Raw genomic sequence first — 22,417 nt, forward strand, 5'->3', positions numbered from 1 at the left:
CGATTCCTCATCGTCAATCTTCCGTCGACACCATCATGTAATGAACCACGCTCGGTAGGCCGACTTCCATGGGCAGCCGCGGCCGCCAATCCGTGAAAGCATTGCGCGCGGTTGTCGACCCGACGAGATAGGAGACCTCGTCTGGGTGGGTTGGCCGCTCCCCGAAGCCCAACAGGTTCTCGCCATGACCGATGACCTCGGCCACGGCGCGCGAGAACTGCGCGACGCTGACGGGGGAACCGGAACAAAGGTTAAGGACCGTCCCCACATTCTGGTCTCTAGCAGCAACCGCAAATGCGCACAACCCTTCGACGACATCGTCGAGGTGCAGATAATCTTTCACCTGAAATCCAGCCGAAAGCGAAATATGCTGGCCGCGCGCCAAGTGATAAACGAGGCTGGGCAACAGCCTTTGTTTCTTCTCGCCAATTCCATAGACGTTGAAGATGCGGGCGACGACCAGCGGCGGGCCTCCTTCGCGCGCCAGCGCCAACAGGGCCTCACCAGCCATCGCTTTGCTCGCACCATAGACGACGTTGTCGTTGCCCTCGCGCGATTCAAGCGGGTCGGTCTCCCGTCGAAGTGCCCGGCCTTCTTGCGGAGCGTACTCGGAACACGTTCCTGCCTGCAGGAAAATTCCGCAGCCGGTCTCGCGCGCATGAAGAAACAGGGCCTTGGCGGCATCGACGTTGACGCGGCGGGCAAGGATGCGTTCGTGATGCAGCGCCTCCGCCGATCGATCGGCAGGGCGCGTCACGCCATAGGCGGCCAAGTTGAACACGGCGTTGAAACGCCGTCCCTTTAAAGCCGCCGAAATTTGCGCATCGGCATCGTCGGCGCTGAAGTCCGCAATCAATACGTCTCGGGAGCGACCGCGTCGATCTCCCCGCCGCTGGAGCAGCGTCACCTGCACATCTTGCCCAAGTAAGCGGGACACAACCTGCTGCCCGATGAAACCGTTCCCACCCGTGACCAGGACGGACTGACCGGAGAGGCGATCAATGTACGGAGAGATGAAGTCCCTGCTCGTGATCAAGCCTCTACCTCCTTTCAACGACGCTTTGACGTCAGCCTCGTTCGATGGCTGGCAAGGTCCCGATCTGTTCTTGAAGCCTCGGGTGATTCGTCAGCGCAGGCTAAGCTCCGGCTTCTTGCAGCGCCATGGCGCGGTGACGCTCAAACAGCCAGTCAATCTGCTGCAGGGCTACCGTACGCCGTGCGGTGCCGCGCGCGGCCGCGCGATACCAATCGATCGTCAGCATGATGGCTTCCTCAAAGTTCACGGAAGGTTGCCAGCCGAGCTGATCGCGCGCTTTGGCGCAATCAAGCTGAAGATGGCCGGCTTCGTGAGGTTGCTCGCTCCCGTCGACAGCCCACGAAACGGGCTCTCCCCAGTGATGCGCCAGCCGCTCGACTACCTGCCGAACCGGGACATGACCGTCGGAAGCCGGACCGAAGTTCCAGCCGGAAGCAAAAGTCTGGCCGTGTCGAACCAGATGTTCGGCGAGCCGCAGGTAACCGACGATCGGATCGAAGACATGCTGCCAGGGTCTGACAGCTGCGGGGAATCGAATGCGGAGCGTCTCGCCGGAAGAGAAAGCCCGGATGGCATCGGGAATCAATCGGTTCCGCGCCCAATCTCCGCCTCCGATCACATTACCAGCGCGGACGGAAGCAATGGCCGCGTCGCCTGCCCGATAGAAGAAGCTTCGGCGATACGCACTGGTGACCAGTTCGGCGCATCCCTTGCTGTTGCTGTAGGGATCATGTCCGCCGACGGGATCAGTTTCGCGGTAGCCTTGAATGCGGCCGTCATTCTCATAGGATTTGTCGCTGGTGACGACGACGGCGGCGCGAACGCTTGGACAGCGGCGAATCGCCTCGAGCACATGCACGGTTCCCATGACGTTGGTCGCATAGGTCTCGACCGGCTCGGCATAAGAGAGCCGTACAAGCGGTTGCGCCGCCATGTGGATCACGATTTCAGGCCGGGCCTCCTGCATCGCGTTGGATACGCAGTTGAAATCGCGGATGTCGCCGATATGGTGATCGATGTTCTTTTCGACTTCGCTTGCGACGAACACGCCGTCGCGATGCTCCGGCGCCAGCGCTAGACCGAAAACACGCGCTCCCATCACGTTCAGGAGCATGGATAGCCAGCCTCCCTTGAAGCCGGTATGTCCCGTCAGGAAGATGCGGCGGCCGCGCCAGAATTCCGCTTCGATCACCAAACTCTCCACTTGGTTGCGCCGCTGCTTCACTGACGTTCCAGGAACTTGCGGTCGCGCACCGTATCAATCGGATGCCAGAACCTCTTGTGACATAGGCGCGCAATTGATCGGAGCGCCGACGTTTCGATCGGATAGTTTTCCACACCGCTTTGTTGCCTGAGCGCTGCAACGCCTCTCAGCCGATTGGCGAATAGGACTTTGTCCCGCATTTGCTGAAGTACCCCGAGCTCGCGTTCCCGGCTGAAACGCGTAGCCCTCTTAAATACTAAAAACGCTACCACCCACAACCATTCCGAGCAACCCCATGATCGACCGTAACGCCCGTTCCGGGCGCTCGCGCCGCCGTGAGAACTTGGTCGTTGCATCGCGGCTCTCAGCTCAATTTCGTTTGATTTGCTTGGCTGGCTCGCGATCGGTGAGAGTCGCCTGTTGCTGCTGTGTCTGCCGATCCTGCTGGTCGCCTCCCAGCACGTCGAGCCGGCGCGAGGGTTCAAGCTTCTACCTCCCCAAATACCTGAGATTACTATGGCTCAATCGTCTTTTGGCGAGGGTTCGCGATGACCATGATGCAGGCGCCGCGTCGTCGACATCTCTCACCACAACAGGGTTACAGACCTGACGGCGTGAGCAGGCGAGGGCGGCTGGGCTGCTCTGGGGCGCCTATCAACAGCGGAACGAGACCGATCGTTATGCGCTCAAGCATTGAAATGGATGTGATCCTTCAAACAAAGGAGGAAAACGAGAACTGAGTTTGGGTGGCGAAGGAGAGCAGCGTCTTGAGGGTGATCAACACGTCTCCAGCACCAAGGCGGGGGGATTTAGAGCTTCCGAAAGCGGCGATAAAGCCCGAAAACCACCAGGACCAGGATTAGCGAGACGGAAATCCACGCGCGTAGCCTGCCACAGTGATCGCGCAGATAACCCAACAAGACCAGACGACGGCTTCCGCCATAGCTTTAAGGGCTTGAGCACCTGATTCAGGAGCGCGCCATGCCGCTCATATATCAAAATCAGTTTAAGCGCTCCACAATATTTGCTCCTGGTCGCGCGCTCGGGCTGGCTTGGACGCTGTCGTCAGAAAGCAGGAGCAGTCATCAGCGCCGCCGCTGAACAGGCGAGCGCGGCAATGTAAGGCATGTCTCGGTTTCTCGCTTGGCGTTATCGATTCGCTCGTGCTAGCTGAACGGTGGGCCTAATGCTCCCGGTCACTCCTCGGTTCCATCGGCTGCGCGCTCGGACTGGCGTAGTGGTTTTAGGATTCTGGATCGGAACGAACTAAGACGACGCCGGTTACTTGATCCGCAAGACCGGAATGACCGTGCTGCTGGGGCTCCGACGTGATCCCCTTCGTCGGAGCCCTTTTCTTTTACTAGGCGTGCCGAGCCACTGGAGGCCTGTATAGGGTGGGTGAACGGCGACGCTACCGTCGACCCAAGAGGCTCCGGGTGAACTCAAGCAAACGCCAACTTCTAGAGTTCGCAATCGAATTGTGAAGTTTCACAAGTTCGATTTCCCGCTTTTGGAGAAAATCGACCCTCATGGCTAATTGGTCTGCTTTGGCGGACAGCCGGGAAACATCAGCCTCCGCCGCTTCCAGCTTCGCTAGCAGGGATGCCTCATTCACTGGGCGGGTCATCGCTTGGTGACGGAGGTTAATCACGCCCAGCGCTTCTCTTTTCACGAAAAACGCGTTTGCGTGCGAGTTCGTGTCGTACTCATAGCCAAGTTGATCCATCTCGTCACGGATGGCGTCGAAGCCGGCGTGACCGAACTCAACACACATCACTTTTGGCAGGACAGGGCTGCCCCGCATCCCTGATAGGACGGATAGCTCGTGCCCTTCCACATCGAGCACCATGAGATCGATCTGCTGTATGCCTTCCTGAGATATGAAGTCACCCCAACTCAGAACGGCAATTTCTGACGCTTCGATTTCGGAGCCACTCGCCTGGATCTGAGCGAGATGATCGGGCGCAGGATCGATAGCGCCCCAACCTATAGCACGGCCCAATTCGGGATGGATGATGCTGTTAAAAGAAGAAGTTCCCGTCCTCTCGGAGAGCCCAACATTTAGATTTCTGGTGGATGGCCGGTTCTGACACAATTTCTCAAATATCCAGGGTACTGGCTCCAGGTTGTACCCCGACCATCCCATTGTCTCTTCGAAAAATTTGCAAGAGCTTTCCAGGACCCCGTCGAATGCCCCGCACTCGACGAATGTTCCTCTAATCTGAGTGTCCGGGAAATACCGCTCGAAAATGAATCGATCTACGGGCGGATCGAACTGACCATAAAACTTCATAGGTAAACTAACCTGGCTATTGCCCAAGAGAAAAAGTGCCTGGTCGGCGCCGGCGCGCTCAGGCGACTGCCCCGGCGGAGTGATCTTCACATATGTGCCGCTCCAGTGCCAACCGCGCCTGATGGCTAGATCTCGTCCAGCACCGTGCTCGCCCGGCATTGCCTTGTCCCGGAAGAGAAGGAACTGTCTCGATTTTTGGTCTATCTCACACCGAAGAATTGTTGAACGAGACGCTGTTCACGTCGCTGGCCCAGGCCCGGGCCACGCTCGGATGTTGGCGGGCCGATTACAACAACGCACGACCACACTCGCGGCTCGGATGGAAGACGCCGTCCGAGTTCGCCTTCACCTGCCATCCGCGCCGGGATCTGGCGCTGCGCTATGCCGAGGGCTCCGCGCCAGCTCCCGGCGCTCCAACCACCCAACCGAGCAAATCCAACGACCGGGGCGAACTGAGGACTGGATAAAAGGGGCAAGGTCAGCGCTGATCCCAGTCCATGGTCGTGTGCGTGTGGATTGTGATCGGCCACACCAACATACGGCCGGAGACCTGCGTGCTGCCGAGCTAACGCTATCTTCTCTCGCGAGCAGCATTTAACTCTGCTCGTAGCCGTGCGGCTGCGTCGCCTGGGAGCTCTCGACTTGGTGGCGGCTCACTGAGGTTCTGGGCCCAGGGCGCGCCTGATCGAACTGTCGAACTCGATGTGGCTCGGTCGGCACTCGCGCAAGCAGAGACAAGAAGGCCGGTAAGCGTCATAGATCCCGTCCACGTGATCACTCGGATGGGTATGTTCATCTATTGGTCCCCTGAACTGGCAGATCATTATCGGAGATCGGGCGAATTCTGGAAGGGGCCTGCCGCCTCTCAAGCAGGGGTCTTAAAACGTCGTTGTCAGGGCTCAGGACCCATGAGCTCCAGACTTGGACAGAACCACGTACCAGGTTATGCTGGGGGACGGAAAATGGTTAAAACTGATCTGCTGATGTACCGCGTGCCAGATTTGAGGTCGCTGAAGAGGGGCAGAGCCCTCGGACGCGCGAAGAATAGTCGGCCGGCGGTTTTTTGACCGCGATGGCGTGCTCAACGTCGATAAGAACTATGTGCAAAAGATCGAGGATCTCGAGTGGATTGCCGGCGCACGGGAAGCCATCAAGCTCTGCAATGATTTAGGCTATTTGACCCTCGTGGTGACGAACCGGTCCGGCGTCGCGCGCGGTTATTTTGGGATCGACGCCGTTCATCGATTGCACGATTGGATGAATAACCAACTCGCCAAGATTGGCGTCCATATCGACGAATTCCGATATTGCCGCTTTCACGAAGGATATCTGTTCGAGGGGGGCGATCTCGCAGATTTTGTCCTCGCCCGTTGCTGCAAACGGAAGCTTGAGCACTTCCGAGCGAGCGGCGCATTGCCATCGGGTCCGCGCGAACACGTTAGGGTAGATCGCCGTGCCTTCCAAACTGCCTAACAAGCGGAGCCCGTTCTTCACGCTTGGCTGGTCGACAGGCGCCGCCGGACCCGGATACGGCAAAACTCCACGGATCTGAAGGCATAGTATAGTCTTTGAGACTGTCTCGCATCCATTCCATAGCAAAACGATGGCCGCGGCGGCTCACCGCAGCGGCGTAGCCCAACATCAGCAACAAGGGGATCTCGCGGCTGATCCGTCCATGCGCCAAGCTCAGAATGGTGGCGAAGACGACGGCGGCTAGAACGAACCGCGCCTCCGGGTTGATCCGTCCGAGCCAATACATCCGGGCCCCGATACATTTCGCGATCAAGATCACAAACAAGACGCCGGCAAGCGGACCGAACTCGACAGCGACCTGCAGCGGCGCGCTATGCACCTGCGTCCTTGGAATGCACGACATTGTCGGAAAGCGCTCAAAGCCAATACCGAACGAGTCACCCTTGGCCAGAAGCCGGATCGCATCGATATAGAGCTGCTTACGGATTTCGATTGAGTTTCGGGTGTCGACCGACGCGCATCCTGGATCCAAGGAAGTTGTGCCACTCTCGAAGGAAGTTGTGCCGCTCTCGATGGCACGATGAAGGAAGAGCTTAGTTGTTTCCCAACGCGCCGCGCTGCCCGCCAAGCCCGCCACCAAGACTGCGCCCAGAATCATCAGGATATAGACACGCTGTCGCGCCTGGTTTGCGATGCCCGCCGCGACCAGCATCGCTACGGCAATCGCGACGAACGTAAACCTCACCTGGCACGCTGCGAAGACGAATGCGGGCATCGCCGACAGTCCAGCGACGAGGACTGCCCGGCGCGAGGTAAGCTGCCGGGCGGTGATAGACAGCAGCAGAAAACCAAACAGCATCGTGAACTGGGCTGGGGCCGCATCATAGAGACCGAACACCACCACCTTGGGGTGGTTCGGATCACTCCACTGCTCGATCAGCGAAGGAATTGTTACCAGCGTTCCCGCTGCAACCACCGCTCCGATGAGGAGGATGAATCCGCGCGACGATACGCGCGCCGGACACAGCCGCGCCGCCGGATACGCGGCGAGCGTGAGCGTCAGGAGGTAGAACTCATTCTGATCGGGGCCGATTCCATTCAACGCCAGCGAAATGCCTATGGCCAGCAGCAGGCAGCAAAAGATCACGTCGCGCGTATCGATCTCGAACTCACGCCATCGCCCGAGTGCTAGCAGAGTGGCCGTTGATCCGGCCATCAGAAAGGCGGTGAACCATGGGCCGGTCGCGAACCATCCGTGCGCCAGAACTGCAAGTGGACTGGCGGCAAAGAGGACGGCGAATACAAGAAGCGCGCATTGCGGCCAGGCAAAGCCGCTTGGCCTCTCCAAAAACAGGCGCATGGCCCGGAACATGGATGTACCCTCCCGCCGATGATCGCGGTTGAGTAGCACCGCGGCCATCCAGTGAACAATCCCTTTCCGAGCGAGGATCATACAAATGAACGGCATTCCCGGATTGGTCAACGGGTGCATTTGAATTGCGCGCAATCTCTCTCCCGGATACCTCAGCCAATAGTAGAATATGGAAATTAAACAACCAAGGAGGAGCATCGGAGCAGAACGTCTTGACGACTGGCCTGATATGGATTTGGAGCCTCCTCGCGTGGAACCACAGCATTTCACCTTGATTGCCTGAGCCTTTTCCTAATATACGACCGCAATCAGTAGCGGGCGGGGTACTTGGCAAGCAGCGTCGCTCGGGTGGTGCCTTAGAGTGCAAAAGAGGGGGGAAGCATCCTGGATGAAGACGACGCAAGAAGACGGCTCGGCGCCGTTTATTCACCCGACTGCGGTGGTCGAGGAGGGGGCGAAGGTCGGTGACTTCACAAAGATCTGGTACTTCTCCCATGTCGCACCAGGGGCGGTGATCGGCGAGAACTGCAGCCTCGGCCAGAACACCTATGTCGAACGCAACGCCATCGTCGGTCACGCGTGCCGGCTTGGCAATTCGGTCTCGATCTTCTCGCATGTTGAGCTCGAGGATTTCGTGTTCTGTGCGCCGTACATGGTGTTCACCCACATCTCTTTTCCCCGTGCCGCGATCAATCGCCACGCGGTATTTAGGAAGACACTGGTGAAAACCGGGACGACCTTGGGTGCGAACTCCACCGTGGTTCCGGACGTTACTTGCGGCGTCGGTACCTTTCTTGCCGCGGGTGCCACGCTGACCAAGAGTTCGAAGGACTGGTCAATGATGGTAGGAACTCCTGCGCGCCAAGTTGGCTGGGTAAGTGCGTTCGGCGAAAAGATTGATCTACCATTATCCGGTCGTGGAGAATGGCGCTGTAAGCATACCGACGACCTCTACGTCTTGAGTGGTGCGGAGCTGACACGGCATCCGGGGCCCAAAGATATTCTGAAGTACGAGCCGGGACAACGATTGGTGAGGATGGAAGTCCGATAAAGCTTGGCCACTTACCCTCGGTCGAGGTCCAAGAGTGGCGCCAAGAATTGTGCGAGGTTGCCTCCCCTAAACAGGTGCCCTCTTATTCCCGCGGAGCGAGCTGCCTCCAAATCGGTTGGACTATCGCCGACCAGAATACTGCGAGAGACATCCACCGAAAAGCGCTTCAAGAGATCAGTGATCATGCCCGCGCCTGGTTTGCGTCTATCACTTATTCGACGGTACTTCTCCACTGTACCTTCGGGATGATAAGGGCAATACTCAAATGCATCTATATGAGCGCCAGTCTTTGCTAGCTCCGCTGCCATCCAATCATGTAGCGCATTGACGTGAGCCTCTTCATACATGCCTCTAGCCACGCCCGACTGATTGGTAACCACGAAGGCGAAGTATCCAGCATCATTGACGATCTTTACCGCCTCGTGCGCTCCCTCGATCCACCGCAATTTGGTGCTCTCAAACACGTACCCTCTATCCTCATTGAGGACACCGTCACGATCAAAAAAAACCGCTGGTCTCTTGATCACCATATCATCCACTGTCACAGATTGGCGTTGCAGTATCAATTTTGAAGACCACAGAATAGCGCTTAGGCTGTCTGCTGGCGATGGAGGCAGTCCGGAGGTGTAGCAGGCAATTTCGGACATAGTTGTCGACGTTCAAGCTTGCGAGCCGAAAAACCTGCACCCAACAATCCTAGGTAGCCGCCTTGTGTCCTGTGGGGAGCCGACGGAGTTCTCGGCTAGACGGCTCCCGCGCCGAGGGGCCTGCTAGAATTGCGTCATCGAACGTCGAGCACGCAGAGATCGAGCCGGAATAAGCTTCGATGGGCCGTGCCCAGATAGCGCGCATCTCCTGCGAAAGCAATGTTTTGTCCGGCGTGCGGTTTTTCTTTCCGCATCGACCTAGGGAACGGGATGAGCGGTCCTCTTCGCACGAGAATGGCGCCAAGAGGGGATACTGGAAAGCTCGATCGAACTCGGGATTCGGCTACGCGTAACTGGGCGATCGAAGTCAGAGCCGGTCTGATCGGTGGCGCGTCAACGGATATTTGGCGTGACGCTGATTGTTGATCTCGCGCAGCAGCGATATGCGGCGGTTTTGCGCCGTGTTGAGCAGAGCCTCGAAGACCAGGAAAATCTCGCGCGCCTGCAGATACACTTCGGCGTTGATGGCGCCCGCATCGTACCCATGTGTTGCAAGCCGCGCCTCGATTTCAGTTGCCGACGTCGGATCCGTCCGCCAAGCTTGCGCATTTTGCCGGATGTGGCATGTGGCCGCGTCCGCAAGCTCATGCGAAATTCCGGCGAGATCGATGTGGCGGAGGCTATGTTCGATCGCCTGCTGACGATGGTGTTCCAGAAGCTTGTGCCTCAGCACGCGGTAGCGCTGGATCTCCCACGACAATTCTACCACGTCGACTGCCAGCAGCCATTCGATCGCAGTGCGTGGGGCGATCTCCTCAAAGATCGCGTTGCGCATGAGCTGATACTTCTGAAGGCTCTCGCCGGGGAGCAACAAGGGCGGGGGTAACAGTGCTTCAAACTCGGGAGGCGGGACAACCGGTGCGGTACCGGCTCCTAGTGCGTTGAAGGGCGCATTCATACGGAGACTGTCCCGGAGTTGAACTCGCCCGATGCCTTCGAAGGCGTCACGATACCGGCTTGGCTATGGATCGGGCTTGCATCCCACAGCTGCTTGGCGATTGCTAACGGTGCGATCTGCATGTCGGCCCACCATGCTTTTTCGTTGCCATGGCGGTGCAGATCCTGATGGTGAGTACGGCAGAGCGGCACCGTAAACTCGTCGCTGACCTTGCGGCCCAAAGCTCTCGGTTGAGCGAACTTCAGATGATGGGGATCCGATGGCGTCTGCTCGCAGACGAGACAGGGCTGTCCCCGGATGAACGCCAAGTGTTCCTTGCTTCGCTTGCGGGTGGGCTCTTTCGGAATAGCAAGGCCGACCGCCGGAGTTGCGGTATCGGCAAGAGGGAGAGAGCCTTTGCCGCGAGGAGGACTGCTTTCGGTATCAGGAAGGGCAGCTTCTCCGAACTTGCGCTGATAGGCAGCTTCGACGGTTCGAGCGTCGGCCTCGAGTAGAGTATTCTTCCGAGGAAGGGCGTTCTTCGCCCACACGAGAAGGTCGTTTTCCTGCGTCAAGGGGTTGATCTCCTCCAGCATGTCATCCCGCAGCTTTGCCGATTGTTGCGCGGCGAGGGTTGGAGGACGCTGCAGAACGCTCTTGCGTGGCTGACCGCCGGCGCCATTGCCGGGGCGGGGCTCGGCGGGCGATGAACCGACCAGAGTATCAGGCGCATCCAGATCGTCCTCCCCGGCGATGCCGACCAGCGTAAACAGCGCGTAGCGCCGGGCATAGGTCAGCGCCGCGCCCATCCGATGGGGCGCCTCGGTATCCTTGGCGGCACAGACCGGCCAATCAGAGGAAATCCATTCGCCGGAGGAATGGGCCAGCAGGGTGGTCAGATGGACCTGTGCGGTGCTCGGCTCAATCCGGGTGGTCTGGATGGCCGCGATCTCCTGCTGGCTTAAGGCCCTGCGCACGATGTCGAGCCCGCTCGCGAGCGACGCATAGCGAAACGACCGGTCCTCCTCGCGTGGAAACGGCGAACGGATGGTGGCAACCAGCGTCTTTTCAGGGTTGGTCAGCTCCGCCTGCGCCTTGGCCAGCGCCGCGGCAATCGCGCCGATGCGCTCACTGGACCGATGCATCGGTGCCCTCCGTCTGAAGCGAATCGAAGCTGATGGCGCCCGACTTCGATCGCTTTGCCCGGATCCCGTGGCCGATGGCCTCCTTGGCGTCCTCGGGCACAAGCTTTTTCAGCTCGATCTTTGCGATCTCGTGCTCCGCATGGGCGTCGCGGGTTCTAAGGTAGGTTGCCGCAAACTCCGCCCATAGATTGGAGGCAGCCATATCCACAACCTTGACCGCTTCCAGCCGCGGGCGTGGCGTCTCGATCCCAAACAGGCGAGGCGGCTCCCCGGTCTGCACGCAGCGCCAGAATTTCTTTTCGGCCGTCAGAAGCAGGTGTTGGTAGAGCGGATCGGCGTGAAGTTTGATTTCGACCCACTTGCCGCCGCCGGTGATGATCGACAGCACGGCCGAGCGCGTGGCCATCACCCACATGTTGTGCTGCAGCTGCGCCATGTGCTTTGCGGCCGCCAGCTCTTCGGTGAAGCTCCAGGGCAGCATGAACTTGGCCTCGTAAATCGCGCCGGTTTGCTCGACGATGCCATCCAGCGTCGCTGCCATCCATTTGTGGACGGGGTGACGAGCGCGCTTTTGGACGTCCTTGACGGTTTGGCCGCTGTTGCGCTGGTACCAGGTCCGATTCAGTGGCTCGGTTGCGATGCCAAGCTGGACAATGAGATTGTCAGAAAGGTCTTGCGGTTCGATTTCGCCGCGCTTCTCGCGCCAGAGACGAACGAGGTCGGCTTCGTCATCGCCCATGATGATGCGGGCATCCGATCCGCCAATAAAGTGGCGACGCTCTGCGGGGTTGAACTTGATGACCCGAAGCTCAGGCTCGGGGACGCCATCGGTTTGAACGCTACTCACCGGTATCTCCTGGTTAAGAACAGCGGCACTGGTTGCCGCACTGCCTTAAGCCCCGCAGTTGCGAGGTGAGATACCGGGACCGTTCGCGCGCCCGGCCGAATCAGTAACGCTCCATTTGCGCGCGAAGGCCAGTCCTTTCTGCAGCAAGATTCTTGCTCTTTTCCGCTGAGACCGGTGAGCTGCTGGCGTTTCGCGGGCAGCCAATTTACTGCCTAAGGCGGTGGACCACAGGTGCATGAAGAGGGTGGAATGGCGTCACAGCAGCAAATCGAAGCCAACCGGACGAATGCCAAGCGCAGCACGGGTCCAAGGACGGCAGAGGGCAAGGCAAGCTCGCGCCAGAATGCGCTTCGTCATGGCCTGTCGCGGTCGGTGACCGCCGACGATCTGGGGGCTAAGAGGCTTGCCCAACAGATCATGGAAGGCAGAACCCTTGAGGCGCTTCCATTTGAGCTGGCAGATATCGTTCGAGCCAAACTCGAATTGGGGCGGATCCGCGCCGTTCGCCATGAGCTCCTGAGCGCGCTGTTAAAATCACCCCATGGCCGGTGGGCCAAACGGCTGCGCGGCTTGGAGCGCTATGAGCGTGCGGCCTACGCGAAGCAGAAGCGGATTCTTCGAACGGATGGGGCTTAGACGTGCGTTGCCCGCTTTCGACAAAACGAAGCCAATCGCATTTGAGCTCGCCCGAAACGACCGGAGAGGAGCAGTCGGCTTGATGTCCAGGGACAAGACATCTCGTCGCAGAGGTCGAAAACCACCTCGCAGCGTCCGAACTAAGCGCACAGGCCTCGCGCATATTGTGATCGAACGGCCGCCCAAGCAGCCAGAAGATTGCTCCAAAATGTCTGGACTTCTGCTGTCGTTGGAGCGTCGATGCGTCCGGGAATGAAAGACGGAAGCGCTAACCATGGATGCTCAATAGGATCGAGCCGGCCATTAAAGCTTGTCTTTTGGCGATTCATGCCAAGCTCAAGGAAGCCGAACAGATCGCCAGAGCGGCGGCCGCGTGCGCCGAATCGGGAAGCATCAGCGAGGGCGTGCGTGTTGCGATGGAGATCGAGCAGTTGGTCCAACGACGCGGGGCGGCTCCAGGATGCCGCGTCACTGCTCAGAACCTTTCTCCGCCCCTGAGATCCATCACGAGCCCGAGACTGCCGCGACGTGAGAGGCAAAACGCAGCGGAGAGTTCCTAGGTGCTCTTGGTTTGGCCTTTGGTTCGGACGAACTGTCTGATCAGCTTGACCGGGTCCGCGCCAAGGGCGCTCGCGATCGTGACGAATTCGATGACGTCGAGCCGCCGTTCGCCGCCCTCATATTTGGCGACGAAGGATTGCGGCTTGCCGAGCTTCTTGGCGAGCGCCTGCTGGCGGATGCCGGCCTTATGTCGCGCCGCGACAAGCAGCCCAATAAGGCGGTGGTATTCGGCGGATCTGAGAGATTTTTGCATTCGCCGCCGGGCAGTGGGATTTCGGGCGGCGGGCAATTTGATCCTGGATTCGGATTATCCCAAAAAAGGATATTTCTTAACTGTAATTGCCTACGCTGCGCGCGGCCAGCTCGACTTCGGGGCCGCGGCGAGCGAAGTGGTGCTTATGTGTAGGTGTGCGAAGGTGTACTAACATGGCGATAAACCGCAGCTCCGCAGTGACGTCCGCGAACGCGGCCATCCCACAGCGAGGATCGACCAGACGAGCGGCGAAGAAACGCTTGAGCGAAGGCCGCCTGGTGGCAGGTGCGGTTCGCTACATCAAGCTCGGCGAAAAGGGCAAATGGGCTGCCGACGCCTTGGAGAACGGTATTCTCCCGTTCGGCTATCGGCCGGTGGATCACGCGGCCTGCGCGCGGGGCGACTGGGCAACGGTCCGCCAGCAGCTGATCGCGATGGGACGGCGGAATGGCGGCATCAGGCAAGGTTTGCGTGAATTGAGGGAATTCTACGAGCTTGGCGAGGACACGCTGTGGTTCACGATCGCCGACGGCCATCTGTGGTGGACCTTTGCGAAAGGCCGCGTGATCGAAACCAGCAAATCCGATCCTGGCTCGCCCTCCCGGTTTCGGCGCACCGGCGGATGGCGAAAGACCAGCCTCAGCGGTGTTCCGCTTAGCGTCCGCAGCTTAAGCTCGGCGCTGACCAGCACCGCGAACTATCAGATGACCCTCTGCGCCGTAAGGGAGACCGATTACCTGCTGCGCCGGATCCGCGGAGAGGATGAACCGCTGCCGGCGAAAGCCGCAACGCTGCGGGCAGAGTTGGCAGCCACCTTGGAGGAAATGATCCGGCGGCTCGACTGGAAGGACTTCGAAACCCTGATCGACTTGATTTTTCATCGCGGCGGCTGGGAGCGCATCAGCCAATTGGGTGGTGAGCAGTCCGACGTCGATCTGGTGCTAAGGCAGCCAATTACGCGCGAAACGGCCTGGGTGCAGGTGAAGTCCCGCGCATCGCAGGCCGAGTTTGACGACTATCTGGCTCGATTTGAACGGGACGGGGGCTCAGACCATTTTTTCTTCGTCTATCACAGCGCGATCCGTCCGATCAGGGCGGCGCCAGCGCGTACCGTGCACCTCTGGTCCGCGGACCGGATTGCAAATGCAGCGCTCGAGGGCGACCTCACCGGGTGGATTTCCGAGCGTGTCGCCTAAATGGTCGCAAAGAATCGTTTGCAGGGATGCGAGTCCGGAGCGTCCTCCGCTATCCGAACGAAAGGAGTCCGCGCTTTAAGGCAAACGCCCGCGGTGCGATGCGGCAAGCCTTCGTTGCAGCGTTCGAAGAGCGGCTTGCAACGCTCACCGACGCAGAGCGGACGGCGACGAAGGAGCGCAAGGCACGTTTCGATACGATCGAGCCTAATCGAATGACGAACGTGGGATAGCGCGCAATAGCACCGAGGCGGGCGCGTCGCAGAAATGGTCCTGGCGACATGATCTAACCCGCCTCAAAAATTTCGGCGGGTACGCAAGCTTTGCTTAGCTTTCCATGCTAGGCTTTAGATGGTTGCGGCTCCGCCGCCACCGGACCTTGGGAGAGGGTGAGGCTTATGGAGAGGATCACCCTCTTTCTCTTTCGGCGGTGATCAATATGTCCGACCACATTTCAACTGTGCCCTTTGAAGAGCGAAGCTTCAGCGTCAAGACGGCGTGCGAGATTCTCAGCATCTCCAAATCGGTCTATTTCGAATTGATCTCGGCTGGCGCGATTGAGACCTACAAGCAAGTCCGCTCCCGCAAAATCACCGGGCGCGCCATCAATTTGTATCGTACGAAGCTCCGGGTTGCGACGGAGCAGGGTTCTTCGTCGTAATCACTCCCATGACTCGCACACGCATTTTCTTGGCAATCCTTGGAGTGCTTCTTTTGGTCCTTGCGGCTCTAGAAGTCGGGCCAATGCTTGCCGGCTGCCGAATCAAAGGAAACATCAGTGATGCGGGCGAGCGCGTTTATCACGTGCCCGGGCAGAAGTACTATCTACAAACGCGCGTCAATTGGCTCAATGGCGAGCGGTGGTTTTGTTCTGAAAGCGATGCGCGCGCCGCCGGATGGCGCAAATCGCGTGTTTAGATCAATACTCGTGCCTACGCTGTCGATGTTTAGCGTTAAATGCTATAGCGTTTCACAATTTCCGCAACGATGTTGGGATTGTAGAATCGCTGCTTCGAACTTTTTCTTGTTGCGAGGATTACATACCCCGCCGGAGCATGGCCACCGTTTTCTTTGCGGATGTGGTTCACGCGCTTTCGTCGCCCCGGAGGGCATTCGCCTGTCTTTGCTCAAAGGATTCTCCGGTCGCCTGAAGCGTGGCGTTAAGCCCGCAGAGCGATTGCAGGCGACACAGGATGACGTCGCAGTATTTCGGGTCGATCTCGATGCCATAGCCGAGGCGGCCGGTTCGCTCCGCCGCAACCAGGGTGGTCCCGGAGCCAAGGAACGGATCGAGCACGATGCCCTTGCGCTGCGAACAGTCGCGGATCGCGTCCTCAACCAGAGCGACAGGCTTGACCGTTGGATGCAACGCGAGATCGGAGCGGCCGGTGAAGGCGCTGACGCCGGCATAATTCCAGATATTAGTGCGGTTACGGCCGTGCTTGCCGAGCTCGATATTGTTGAGGTGCGCTGCGGTGCCGGATTTGAACACGCAAACGAGCTCATGCTGGGAGCGGTAGAAGGAGCCCATGCCGGCGTTGTTCTTGGCCCAGACACAGATGTTTTTCAGCTCGCTGTAAGCGCTACGGCCGGCCGCGAGCATCTCGCCGACATGGCGCCAATCGATGCATTGGAAATGAATGGCGCCGTCATCGCAATGGGCGGCGAGGTGGCGGAAGACGGAGGCAAGAAAGGCGGTGAATTCGGCGTCGGACATTTCGCCGGAAGCCATGGCGAACTCGCGATGTTGAATCTCGCCCAGGCCACAGACGTGGCCGGCAATGGGCACGTTGTACGGCGGGTCCGAGAAGACCATTTGTGCGCGCTCCTCACCCAGCAGCGCCTGGTAGGTTTCCAGCTTGGTGGAGTCGCCGCAGATGAGCCGATGCGCGCCGATTTCCCAGAGATCGCCGGGCCGGGTGACCGCGGGCCCCGCGGCCGGGAGCGGCGGCTCGTCCGCCTCGCCCGCGTCCGTTGTCGTCGCGGCCTCGCCGATCAGAATATCGATTTCGGGCAGCTCAAAACCCGTGATCGACACATCGAAGTCGATCTCAAGCTCGGACAGGTATTTTAACTCAAGGCCAAGCAGATTCCGGTCCCAGCCGGCATTCTCTGCAAGCCTGTTATCGGCGATGACATAGGCGCGGACCTCCGCCTCGGTCAGATCAGAGAGCCGTACGGTCGGCACCTCGGAAAGGCCGATCGATTTCGCCGCCTCCAGCCGGCCGTGCCCCGCGATCACGCCATTGCGGTCGTCGACCAAAACGGGATTGGTAAAGCCGAACCTGCGGATCGCTTTTTCGATTTGCGCGATCTGCTTTTTGGAATGGGTCCTTGGATTATTTGAGCGCGGCTTGAGCGCCGAAGTTTGCTGGTAGGCGAGGTTGAGCTTGCGATGCCAGCGCGGGTCTTCCAACATTTTTGTCTCTCCTGTGAGTAAAACGCACAAGAGAGGGTTTACGCATCCGACATGCGTGGTTCATTCCGAATAAAACAGCGCCTATTTTTTCGAAGAGATTCGATCCAAAAACGACTTCCAGCTCACGTGAAGTCGCCATCGCTCAACCGCGATTTTCGCAGCTCGTTGATGCGGCGGTCCCGTCCACCAATCTTTCCCTTGCAGGAGCGACCACCCTTTAAGGCCCGCCGTTTGCTGTCGATTGCGAAGCCAAGCGAGCAGAGTAGGATATTCGTGCTCGGCAGCGGCGAACCGATACAGCATCATCGCTGGCTTTTTTGGGCGGCCGGCCTTGCGCTTCAGCTCACCCCTAAGACTCTCGACGAGCAGCGCAAGAAACCAGCCAGGCAACGGTTGATCCGCGTTGGCTTCCAAGATGTCGGCGAGCTGTCCGCGTGTTGGAGCATCGCCGTTATCAAGCATGCGCCGGCAATTGTGCAGGCTTTTTTCCTCAAAGAGGTCGAAGAGCGTTGGTTGGTCAGACATCGCTTCCTCCCGGATCGGTACTATCTTCCGCTATATTTGCGTTCAAACGCCCTCATCGCCTCGCCAAGAGGCGAGGGCTCGCCTCGGACCGCTTTGAGGTATTCCTCGCTCTCGACGTTAACCTCCGTGCCGGGCTCGACCTTATCCTTGTCCCGCTCGACCATCTCGGCGACGAATTCCTCTACGCTTGCGGCCGTCGCCGGCACAACCAGGAAGCCGCCGTTATGCTCGGGTTCTTTCGCCGTTATGGTGCCGCGCAATTGGTCGAGCAAGGCGACCGCCCCAGGCTGTCCGGTCGCAGCCAAAGCCTTCAGCTTGAGGATTGCGATTTGAAGTCGATTCATCCGTTCCGGTTTGCCCGAGACCGAGACGGTCTGCGTCTTCAACGCGAAATCGCGGGTCAATCGCTCGAGGCTAACCGCGCCTTTGGGCCGGCCGCGCGGGTTGCCTGATCGTCCTTTGCGGAATCGCATTTTGGTTGGCGGCGGAACGCGCCCCTCGGCCGAGGCGCCGTTATCGGTTTTGCTCACGGTACATCGCCTTTGCTTGCTCTTTCAATTCCTTCAGATGAGCGACGTCGCGTTCATATTCGACCTTGAAGCGGCTGAAAGTCTCTTCGTCCCACGGCGGCAGGCCCACCAGGCGGACAAGGCGGGATCCAAGTTCAATCGGCACGCCGCTTGGAATTTGGATAACGCCGCTGCTCGGCTGCTGAGGGGGCGGCTCCAGCAATTTGGCCCGTTTGCATTCTTGCAGGAAGAGCTTCATCGCGCGGATTTCGCCGGCCACGGCACGGCGAAACAGGCCATGCAGCATGGCTTCATGCAGGTGAAGTTTAGTCCTTCTACCGTTGATGTTGGCCACGATTGGCCGATCGAGCAGGGCCGTAAGATCAAGATCGGAGCCCGGCCTATCGGACGTCGGAGGTCTTTTTGCGCGCAGGGGCTGTGGGCGTACCCCGAACCGGGTGGCTTTGGGCGGTTTGCCGTAGCCCACCTCATAGCCGTGAGCCGAGCCAGCTTCGCCTGCTGTATCGTCCTTACTCATTCTCCTCGCTCCTTGCGACCCGGAGCGAAGAGGGTGTTCTGAAATTGCAGAGACCCACAGCACGCCGAGGCGCGGTTATCCGCGTCCAATCGTCATCAGTTGCTTTCTGGGTTTCTGAGCTTCGCCGCCAAATCCCGTCTTGTTTCGGGAGGCCGGTTCGCTAGCGCTCATGTAGGAGATAAAATTACAGGCGTCAAACATATTTGGGGCTGCAGAAATGCAGCATGATGATAGGCCCATCCCGAGCTTTGCGTTAACCATCCCGTTTGCGCTGGCGGTAATTCCCGTCAAATTTCGTACGGGAAGATGTGCGAGAAGTCCCGAAGAACGGGGATTTTTTGCAATCACAAGGCACATGAAGACGTGCGATTTGCGCGTTTTGCCCTGTTAATTCCCGTTCGGGGTAAACAGCTCAGGTGCGGATGAAGGTCGCTCGAGACGGTCGCTAGCCGTCCCTTTCGTCCGATATCACCTTGCCATCGTTCGGCAGCGCGCCGGCGCCGACCAGTTCGACGTTGCCGCCGAGCTTGGTCACGGTCCGCAGGGTCGCTGCGAGCTCGCTCTGAAAGGCTGCACTTGCCGCGACTGCTTCTGCCTTCAGCGTCATCACGTCGGTCTCGCCGGAACGTGTCACGACCAGGCGCAGCCGCCCGAGCTCCGGATGACGCTTGCCGATCTCGGCGATCTGTTCGGGTCGCACGAACATGCCTTTGACTTTGGTCGTTTGGTCGGCGCGCCCCATCCAGCCCTTGATCCGCATGTTGGTGCGCCCGCACGGGCTTGCGCCGGGCAGCTCCGCGGTAAGATCGCCCAGTGCGAGGCGGATCCAGGGGTGGTGCGGGTCGAGGGAGGTGACCACGATCTCGCCGACGTCACCCTCCGCGACGGGGTCGCCGGTGCCGGGCCTGACGATCTCGAGGATCAGCTCCTCGTTGACCACCATGCCGTCGCGGGCCTCGGTCTCGAACGCGACCATGCCCAGATCGGCGGTGCCGAATGCCTGATAGGCCTCGATGCCGCGTGACTTGATCTCCTCCTGCAGCGACTTCGGAAAAGCCGCCCCCGACACCAGCGCCCGCTTGATCGAGGACACATCGCGTCTGGCACTCGCGGCTGCGTCGACCAGGATCTTCAGGAAATCGGGCGTGCCACTGTAGCCGATTGGCCGGTAGGCCTCGATCAGTTTGAATTGCTGCTCGGTATTCCCGGGGCCCGCAGGGATCACGGCGCAGCCGAGCGCCCGGGCGGAGGTATCGAAGATGAAGCCGCCCGGGGTGAGATGATAGCTGAAGGTGTTGAGCACCACGTCGCCCGGACGAAAGCCTGCCGCAAACAGCGCCCGCGCCCCGCGCCAGGCGTCGCCCTGGGCGGCCTCGGGCTCGAAGATCGGTCCGGGCGACGTAAACAGGCGCGCAAACGATCCAGGCGGCCCGGCAACGAAACCGCCGAAGGGCGGGGCGGCCCTGTGCAGGGCCGGGAGTTCCGACTTCCGCAGCACCGGCAGGCGCGCCAGCGCAGCGCGGCTGGTGATGGTGGCGGGATCGACGTCTTTGAGGCGGTCGGCATAGGCCGGAGCCGCCATGGCCCGCCGCAGGACCTCCGGCAGGCGGGCGAACAGTTCCGCCTCGCGCTGGGCGGGATCGCGGGTTTCGCGGGCGTCATAGTGATCCGTCATGGGTGATCCTCACGGGTTCGCGCCAATTGCGCTCCGCTTTCGACGTGCTATCAGACGGCTTCCCGCCGAACTGGCGATGCTCCGGGAAGTGCAATGGCAGACATGCAGACCGCCGCGGCGAGCGGCCCTTCCGATACCGACGTCGTCGGCAGGCTGAAGCGTCGCGTCATCGAGCACTGCCTGCCGTTGTGGTGCACGGAAGGCTGGGACGGTGGGGGCTTCGTCGACCGGCTCGACCCCGACGGCCGCGCCGATCGGCTCGCGCCGCGCCGCGTCTTCGTTCAGGCCCGGCAGATCTACTGCTACGCCAAAGCCGCGCAGATGGGCTGGTACGCCGAAGGCCGCGAGATCGCCCTGAAGGGGCTCGATCACCTGTTGACGAAGGCGAAGGCGCCGGACGGCCGCCCGGGCTTTGTCCACAGGTTGACGGCCGACGGCGGGGTGCTCGACGCGCGGCGCGACACCTACGACCACGCCTTCGTGCTGCTCGCGCTCGCCACCGTTTACGGACTTGATCGCGACGCGCAGGTGCGCTCGGAGATCGATGCGCTGCTCGCCTATCTCGACGGGCACCTGCGCTCGCCGAATGGCGGCTTTCTCGAGGGGGCGCCGGCATCCCTGCCGCGGCGGCAAAATCCGCAGATGCATCTGTTCGAGGCGATGATCGCCGTATTCGACGCGACGCATGATCTGGCGTTCCAGCAACGCGCCGGCGAGTTTTTCGCGCTGTTCCTTGCCAATCTCTATGACAAGCAGACCCAGGTGCTTGGCGAATATTTTGAAGACGACTGGTCCAAAATTCCGCCCATTAGCGTCGAACCCGGACATTTGGCCGAATGGGTCTGGCTCTTGAAGGGATTTGAACGGATCACGGGCTGTCCGACGGGGCGCTATCGCGGCGAATTGCTGGCGTCGGCGCTGCGCTACCGCGACGAGGCGACCGGCTGCCTCACCGACGAGGGTAGTGTCGAGGGCCGTATCCGGCGTCACTCTCGGCGCCTGTGGCCGCAGAGCGAGATTGCCAAGGCCTGGATCGCGCAGGCCGAAGCCGGCGAGGCGGCTGCCGCCGACGAGGCGCGCGCCGCATTGGCGCGCCTGGAGCGGCATTATCTGAGCCACCCTGTTGCGGGCGGCTGGTACGATCAGTTCGACCGCGACGGCAAGTCGCTGGTCGACACCATCCCTGCGTCTTCGTTCTATCATGTTCTTTGCGCGGTTACGGAAGCAGAGCAGGTGCTGCAATAGGCACCCGGCTGCGCTCACAGCCACCGCTTCCGCCGCTTGAAGCTCTTGAGGTTCTTGAAACTCTTGCGCTGGTCGCCGGCGCCGCCGAGGTAGAATTCCTTGACGTCCTCGTTGTCGCGCAATTCGTCGGCGGTTCCGTCGAGCACCACCTTGCCCTGTTCCATGATGTAGCCGTGGCTCGCCACTGAAAGCGCCGCGCGCGCATTCTGCTCGACCAGAAGGATGGTAACGCCGAGGTCGCGGTTGATCTCCTTGATGATGGCGAACACTTCCTTGACCAGCAGCGGCGACAGACCCATGGACGGCTCGTCCATCAGGATCATCTTCGGGCGCGCCATCAGCGCGCGGCCGATCGCCAGCATCTGCTGTTCGCCGCCGGAGAGATAGCCGGCGAGCCCCGTGCGCTCCTTCAGGCGCGGGAAATAGTTGAAGACCATGTCGATGTCGGCATTGACCTCGCCGTCGCTGCGGGTGAAGGCGCCAAGCCGCAGATTCTCCAGCGACGTCATGTCGGCGATGATGCGGCGCCCCTCCATGACTTGAAAGATGCCGCGGCGGACGATCTTATCGGGATCGATGCCGTTGATGCGCTCGCCGTCGAAGATGATCTCGCCGCGCGTCACCTCGCCGTCTTCGGTCTTGAGCAGCCCCGAGATCGCCTTCAGCGTGGTCGACTTGCCCGCGCCGTTGGCCCCCAGCAGCGACACGATCGAACCCGCGGGCACCTCGAGGCTCAGTCCTCGCAGCACCAGGATGACGTCGTCGTAGACGACCTCGATGTTGTTGACGCTGAGGAGGGGCGGCGCAGGGACCGCAGTCGGTGCCGGGTGAGTTGCTTCGACGGTTTGGGTCATTTTG

23 protein-coding genes and 1 pseudogene are annotated in these 22,417 nt (G+C 60.1%); 8 read left to right on the forward strand and 16 right to left on the reverse strand.

From position 1 onward, the window contains the following. Positions 1-13: 13 nt before the first annotated feature. From YY7_RS0137070 to YY7_RS57020, 3 genes are all read right to left on the reverse strand, one after another. Positions 14-1,036 (reverse strand): NAD-dependent epimerase/dehydratase family protein, encoded by a 1,023-nt coding sequence (locus YY7_RS0137070; RefSeq protein ID WP_196237381.1) that lies wholly within the window; start codon positions 1,034-1,036, stop codon positions 14-16. Positions 1,037-1,136: 100 nt separating this feature from the next. After that, entirely contained in the window at positions 1,137-2,228 is a 1,092-nt protein-coding gene (gene rfbG / locus YY7_RS53985; protein WP_051397120.1) for a CDP-glucose 4,6-dehydratase, read from the reverse strand. Positions 2,229-3,651: 1,423 nt separating this feature from the next. Then, the gene (locus YY7_RS57020) at positions 3,652-4,692 is read right to left on the reverse strand and encodes an FkbM family methyltransferase (protein ID WP_028167617.1); all 1,041 of its coding nucleotides are present in this window, start codon (positions 4,690-4,692) and stop codon (positions 3,652-3,654) included. A 53-nt stretch (positions 4,693-4,745) separates the two neighbouring features. On the opposite strand from YY7_RS57020, the pseudogene YY7_RS0137090 reads away from it, so the two are divergent. Further along, positions 4,746-5,000 (forward strand): annotated as a pseudogene (locus YY7_RS0137090) (integrase core domain-containing protein); the annotation flags it as partial. A 577-nt stretch (positions 5,001-5,577) separates the two neighbouring features. Continuing rightward, entirely contained in the window at positions 5,578-6,006 is a 429-nt protein-coding gene (locus YY7_RS58975; RefSeq protein ID WP_080664010.1) for an HAD-IIIA family hydrolase, read from the forward strand. On the opposite strand, the gene YY7_RS0137100 is transcribed toward YY7_RS58975, so the two are convergent. Beyond that, positions 5,972-7,513, reverse strand: coding sequence for an O-antigen ligase family protein (locus YY7_RS0137100; protein ID WP_155255470.1), 1,542 nt, complete (start codon positions 7,511-7,513; stop codon positions 5,972-5,974). The two genes, YY7_RS58975 and YY7_RS0137100, sit on opposite strands and share 35 nt — an antisense overlap. Before the next feature lie 253 nt (positions 7,514-7,766). On the opposite strand from YY7_RS0137100, the gene YY7_RS54000 reads away from it, so the two are divergent. Next, positions 7,767-8,429: an acyltransferase gene (locus YY7_RS54000; protein WP_063623421.1), complete on the forward strand. Its 663-nt coding sequence runs from the start codon at positions 7,767-7,769 to the stop codon at positions 8,427-8,429. Positions 8,430-8,440: 11 nt separating this feature from the next. Here YY7_RS54000 and YY7_RS0137110 read toward each other — a convergent pair whose 3' ends face one another. The 4 genes from YY7_RS0137110 to YY7_RS0137125 form a co-directional block, all read right to left on the reverse strand. Then, a complete protein-coding gene (locus YY7_RS0137110; protein ID WP_155255471.1) occupies positions 8,441-9,076 on the reverse strand; it encodes a D-glycero-alpha-D-manno-heptose-1,7-bisphosphate 7-phosphatase in 636 nt (211 codons plus the stop codon). A gap of 367 nt (positions 9,077-9,443) precedes the next feature. Next, on the reverse strand, positions 9,444-9,911 hold the full coding sequence (locus tag YY7_RS54005) for a hypothetical protein (RefSeq protein ID WP_245287533.1): 468 nt from the start codon (positions 9,909-9,911) through the stop codon (positions 9,444-9,446). A 119-nt stretch (positions 9,912-10,030) separates the two neighbouring features. Next, entirely contained in the window at positions 10,031-11,158 is a 1,128-nt protein-coding gene (locus YY7_RS54010; protein ID WP_051397116.1) for an ERF family protein, read from the reverse strand. Further along, positions 11,142-11,957, reverse strand: coding sequence for a YqaJ viral recombinase family protein (locus YY7_RS0137125; RefSeq protein ID WP_433994551.1), 816 nt, complete (start codon positions 11,955-11,957; stop codon positions 11,142-11,144). The genes YY7_RS54010 and YY7_RS0137125 overlap by 17 nt, the downstream gene beginning before the upstream one ends. A gap of 297 nt (positions 11,958-12,254) precedes the next feature. Here YY7_RS0137125 and YY7_RS0137130 point away from each other — a divergent pair, with 297 nt between their 5' ends. Further along, on the forward strand, positions 12,255-12,641 hold the full coding sequence (locus tag YY7_RS0137130) for a hypothetical protein (protein ID WP_028167622.1): 387 nt from the start codon (positions 12,255-12,257) through the stop codon (positions 12,639-12,641). 140 nt (positions 12,642-12,781) lie between these two features. Here the strand turns inward: YY7_RS0137130 and YY7_RS60995 are convergent, their stop codons facing one another. Then, on the reverse strand, positions 12,782-13,081 hold the full coding sequence (locus YY7_RS60995; protein WP_155255472.1) for a hypothetical protein: 300 nt from the start codon (positions 13,079-13,081) through the stop codon (positions 12,782-12,784). Between the two features lie 116 nt (positions 13,082-13,197). Further along, positions 13,198-13,455 (reverse strand): helix-turn-helix domain-containing protein, encoded by a 258-nt coding sequence (locus YY7_RS0137140; RefSeq protein WP_028167623.1) that lies wholly within the window; start codon positions 13,453-13,455, stop codon positions 13,198-13,200. Between the two features lie 173 nt (positions 13,456-13,628). On the opposite strand from YY7_RS0137140, the gene YY7_RS0137150 reads away from it, so the two are divergent. The 3 genes from YY7_RS0137150 (at position 13,629) to YY7_RS63760 (ending at position 15,566) form a co-directional block, all read left to right on the forward strand. After that, positions 13,629-14,651, forward strand: coding sequence for a restriction endonuclease (locus YY7_RS0137150; RefSeq protein WP_155255473.1), 1,023 nt, complete (start codon positions 13,629-13,631; stop codon positions 14,649-14,651). Positions 14,652-15,003: 352 nt separating this feature from the next. Continuing rightward, on the forward strand, positions 15,004-15,309 hold the full coding sequence (locus YY7_RS0137160) for a hypothetical protein (RefSeq protein WP_155255474.1): 306 nt from the start codon (positions 15,004-15,006) through the stop codon (positions 15,307-15,309). Positions 15,310-15,317: 8 nt separating this feature from the next. Continuing rightward, complete coding sequence (locus YY7_RS63760) at positions 15,318-15,566, forward strand: sunset domain-containing protein (RefSeq protein WP_051397118.1); 249 nt, start codon at positions 15,318-15,320, stop codon at positions 15,564-15,566. Between the two features lie 166 nt (positions 15,567-15,732). On the opposite strand, the gene YY7_RS54020 is transcribed toward YY7_RS63760, so the two are convergent. From YY7_RS54020 to YY7_RS0137190, 5 genes are all read right to left on the reverse strand, one after another. Beyond that, positions 15,733-17,067 (reverse strand): site-specific DNA-methyltransferase, encoded by a 1,335-nt coding sequence (locus tag YY7_RS54020; protein WP_035691873.1) that lies wholly within the window; start codon positions 17,065-17,067, stop codon positions 15,733-15,735. A gap of 81 nt (positions 17,068-17,148) precedes the next feature. Then, positions 17,149-17,592, reverse strand: coding sequence for a hypothetical protein (locus YY7_RS0137175; protein ID WP_028167628.1), 444 nt, complete (start codon positions 17,590-17,592; stop codon positions 17,149-17,151). Between the two features lie 20 nt (positions 17,593-17,612). Next, positions 17,613-18,122, reverse strand: coding sequence for a DUF5681 domain-containing protein (locus tag YY7_RS0137180; RefSeq protein WP_028167629.1), 510 nt, complete (start codon positions 18,120-18,122; stop codon positions 17,613-17,615). Continuing rightward, positions 18,106-18,639 (reverse strand): hypothetical protein, encoded by a 534-nt coding sequence (locus YY7_RS61000; RefSeq protein ID WP_155255475.1) that lies wholly within the window; start codon positions 18,637-18,639, stop codon positions 18,106-18,108. Before YY7_RS61000 ends, YY7_RS0137180 begins: the two co-directional genes overlap by 17 nt. A gap of 445 nt (positions 18,640-19,084) precedes the next feature. Beyond that, positions 19,085-20,314 carry a phenylacetate--CoA ligase family protein gene (locus YY7_RS0137190; RefSeq protein WP_028167631.1) on the reverse strand — a complete coding sequence of 410 codons (1,230 nt, stop codon included), beginning with the start codon at positions 20,312-20,314 and terminating at the stop codon, positions 19,085-19,087. Positions 20,315-20,416: 102 nt separating this feature from the next. Here YY7_RS0137190 and YY7_RS0137195 point away from each other — a divergent pair, with 102 nt between their 5' ends. Continuing rightward, on the forward strand, positions 20,417-21,559 hold the full coding sequence (locus YY7_RS0137195) for an AGE family epimerase/isomerase (protein ID WP_433994552.1): 1,143 nt from the start codon (positions 20,417-20,419) through the stop codon (positions 21,557-21,559). A 14-nt stretch (positions 21,560-21,573) separates the two neighbouring features. On the opposite strand, the gene YY7_RS0137200 is transcribed toward YY7_RS0137195, so the two are convergent. Beyond that, positions 21,574-22,413, reverse strand: coding sequence for an ABC transporter ATP-binding protein (locus YY7_RS0137200; protein WP_028167633.1), 840 nt, complete (start codon positions 22,411-22,413; stop codon positions 21,574-21,576). Positions 22,414-22,417 lie beyond the last annotated feature (4 nt).

This window comes from Bradyrhizobium elkanii WSM2783, from assembly GCF_000472865.1.
GTDB classification, from domain to species: Bacteria; Pseudomonadota; Alphaproteobacteria; order Rhizobiales; family Xanthobacteraceae; genus Bradyrhizobium; species Bradyrhizobium elkanii_A.

Bases quoted from the DNA above. Each gene is read 5' to 3' on its own strand.
- YY7_RS0137190 (WP_028167631.1), bottom strand. From the start codon at position 20,314: ATGACGGATCACTATGACGCCCGCGAAACCCGCGATCCCGCCCAGCGC.
- YY7_RS0137130 (WP_028167622.1), top strand. From the start codon at position 12,255: ATGGCGTCACAGCAGCAAATCGAAGCCAACCGGACGAATGCCAAGCGC.
- YY7_RS54000 (WP_063623421.1), top strand. From the start codon at position 7,767: ATGAAGACGACGCAAGAAGACGGCTCGGCGCCGTTTATTCACCCGACT.
- YY7_RS0137140 (WP_028167623.1), bottom strand. From the start codon at position 13,455: ATGCAAAAATCTCTCAGATCCGCCGAATACCACCGCCTTATTGGGCTG.
- YY7_RS0137195 (WP_433994552.1), top strand. From the start codon at position 20,417: ATGCAGACCGCCGCGGCGAGCGGCCCTTCCGATACCGACGTCGTCGGC.
- YY7_RS63760 (WP_051397118.1), top strand. From the start codon at position 15,318: ATGACTCGCACACGCATTTTCTTGGCAATCCTTGGAGTGCTTCTTTTG.
- YY7_RS54010 (WP_051397116.1), bottom strand. From the start codon at position 11,158: ATGCATCGGTCCAGTGAGCGCATCGGCGCGATTGCCGCGGCGCTGGCC.
- YY7_RS54005 (WP_245287533.1), bottom strand. From the start codon at position 9,911: ATGCGCAACGCGATCTTTGAGGAGATCGCCCCACGCACTGCGATCGAA.
- YY7_RS61000 (WP_155255475.1), bottom strand. From the start codon at position 18,639: ATGAGTAAGGACGATACAGCAGGCGAAGCTGGCTCGGCTCACGGCTAT.
- YY7_RS0137110 (WP_155255471.1), bottom strand. From the start codon at position 9,076: ATGTCCGAAATTGCCTGCTACACCTCCGGACTGCCTCCATCGCCAGCA.
- YY7_RS54020 (WP_035691873.1), bottom strand. From the start codon at position 17,067: ATGTTGGAAGACCCGCGCTGGCATCGCAAGCTCAACCTCGCCTACCAG.
- YY7_RS57020 (WP_028167617.1), bottom strand. From the start codon at position 4,692: ATGCCGGGCGAGCACGGTGCTGGACGAGATCTAGCCATCAGGCGCGGT.
- YY7_RS0137175 (WP_028167628.1), bottom strand. From the start codon at position 17,592: ATGTCTGACCAACCAACGCTCTTCGACCTCTTTGAGGAAAAAAGCCTG.
- YY7_RS0137150 (WP_155255473.1), top strand. From the start codon at position 13,629: ATGGCGATAAACCGCAGCTCCGCAGTGACGTCCGCGAACGCGGCCATC.
- YY7_RS0137200 (WP_028167633.1), bottom strand. From the start codon at position 22,413: ATGACCCAAACCGTCGAAGCAACTCACCCGGCACCGACTGCGGTCCCT.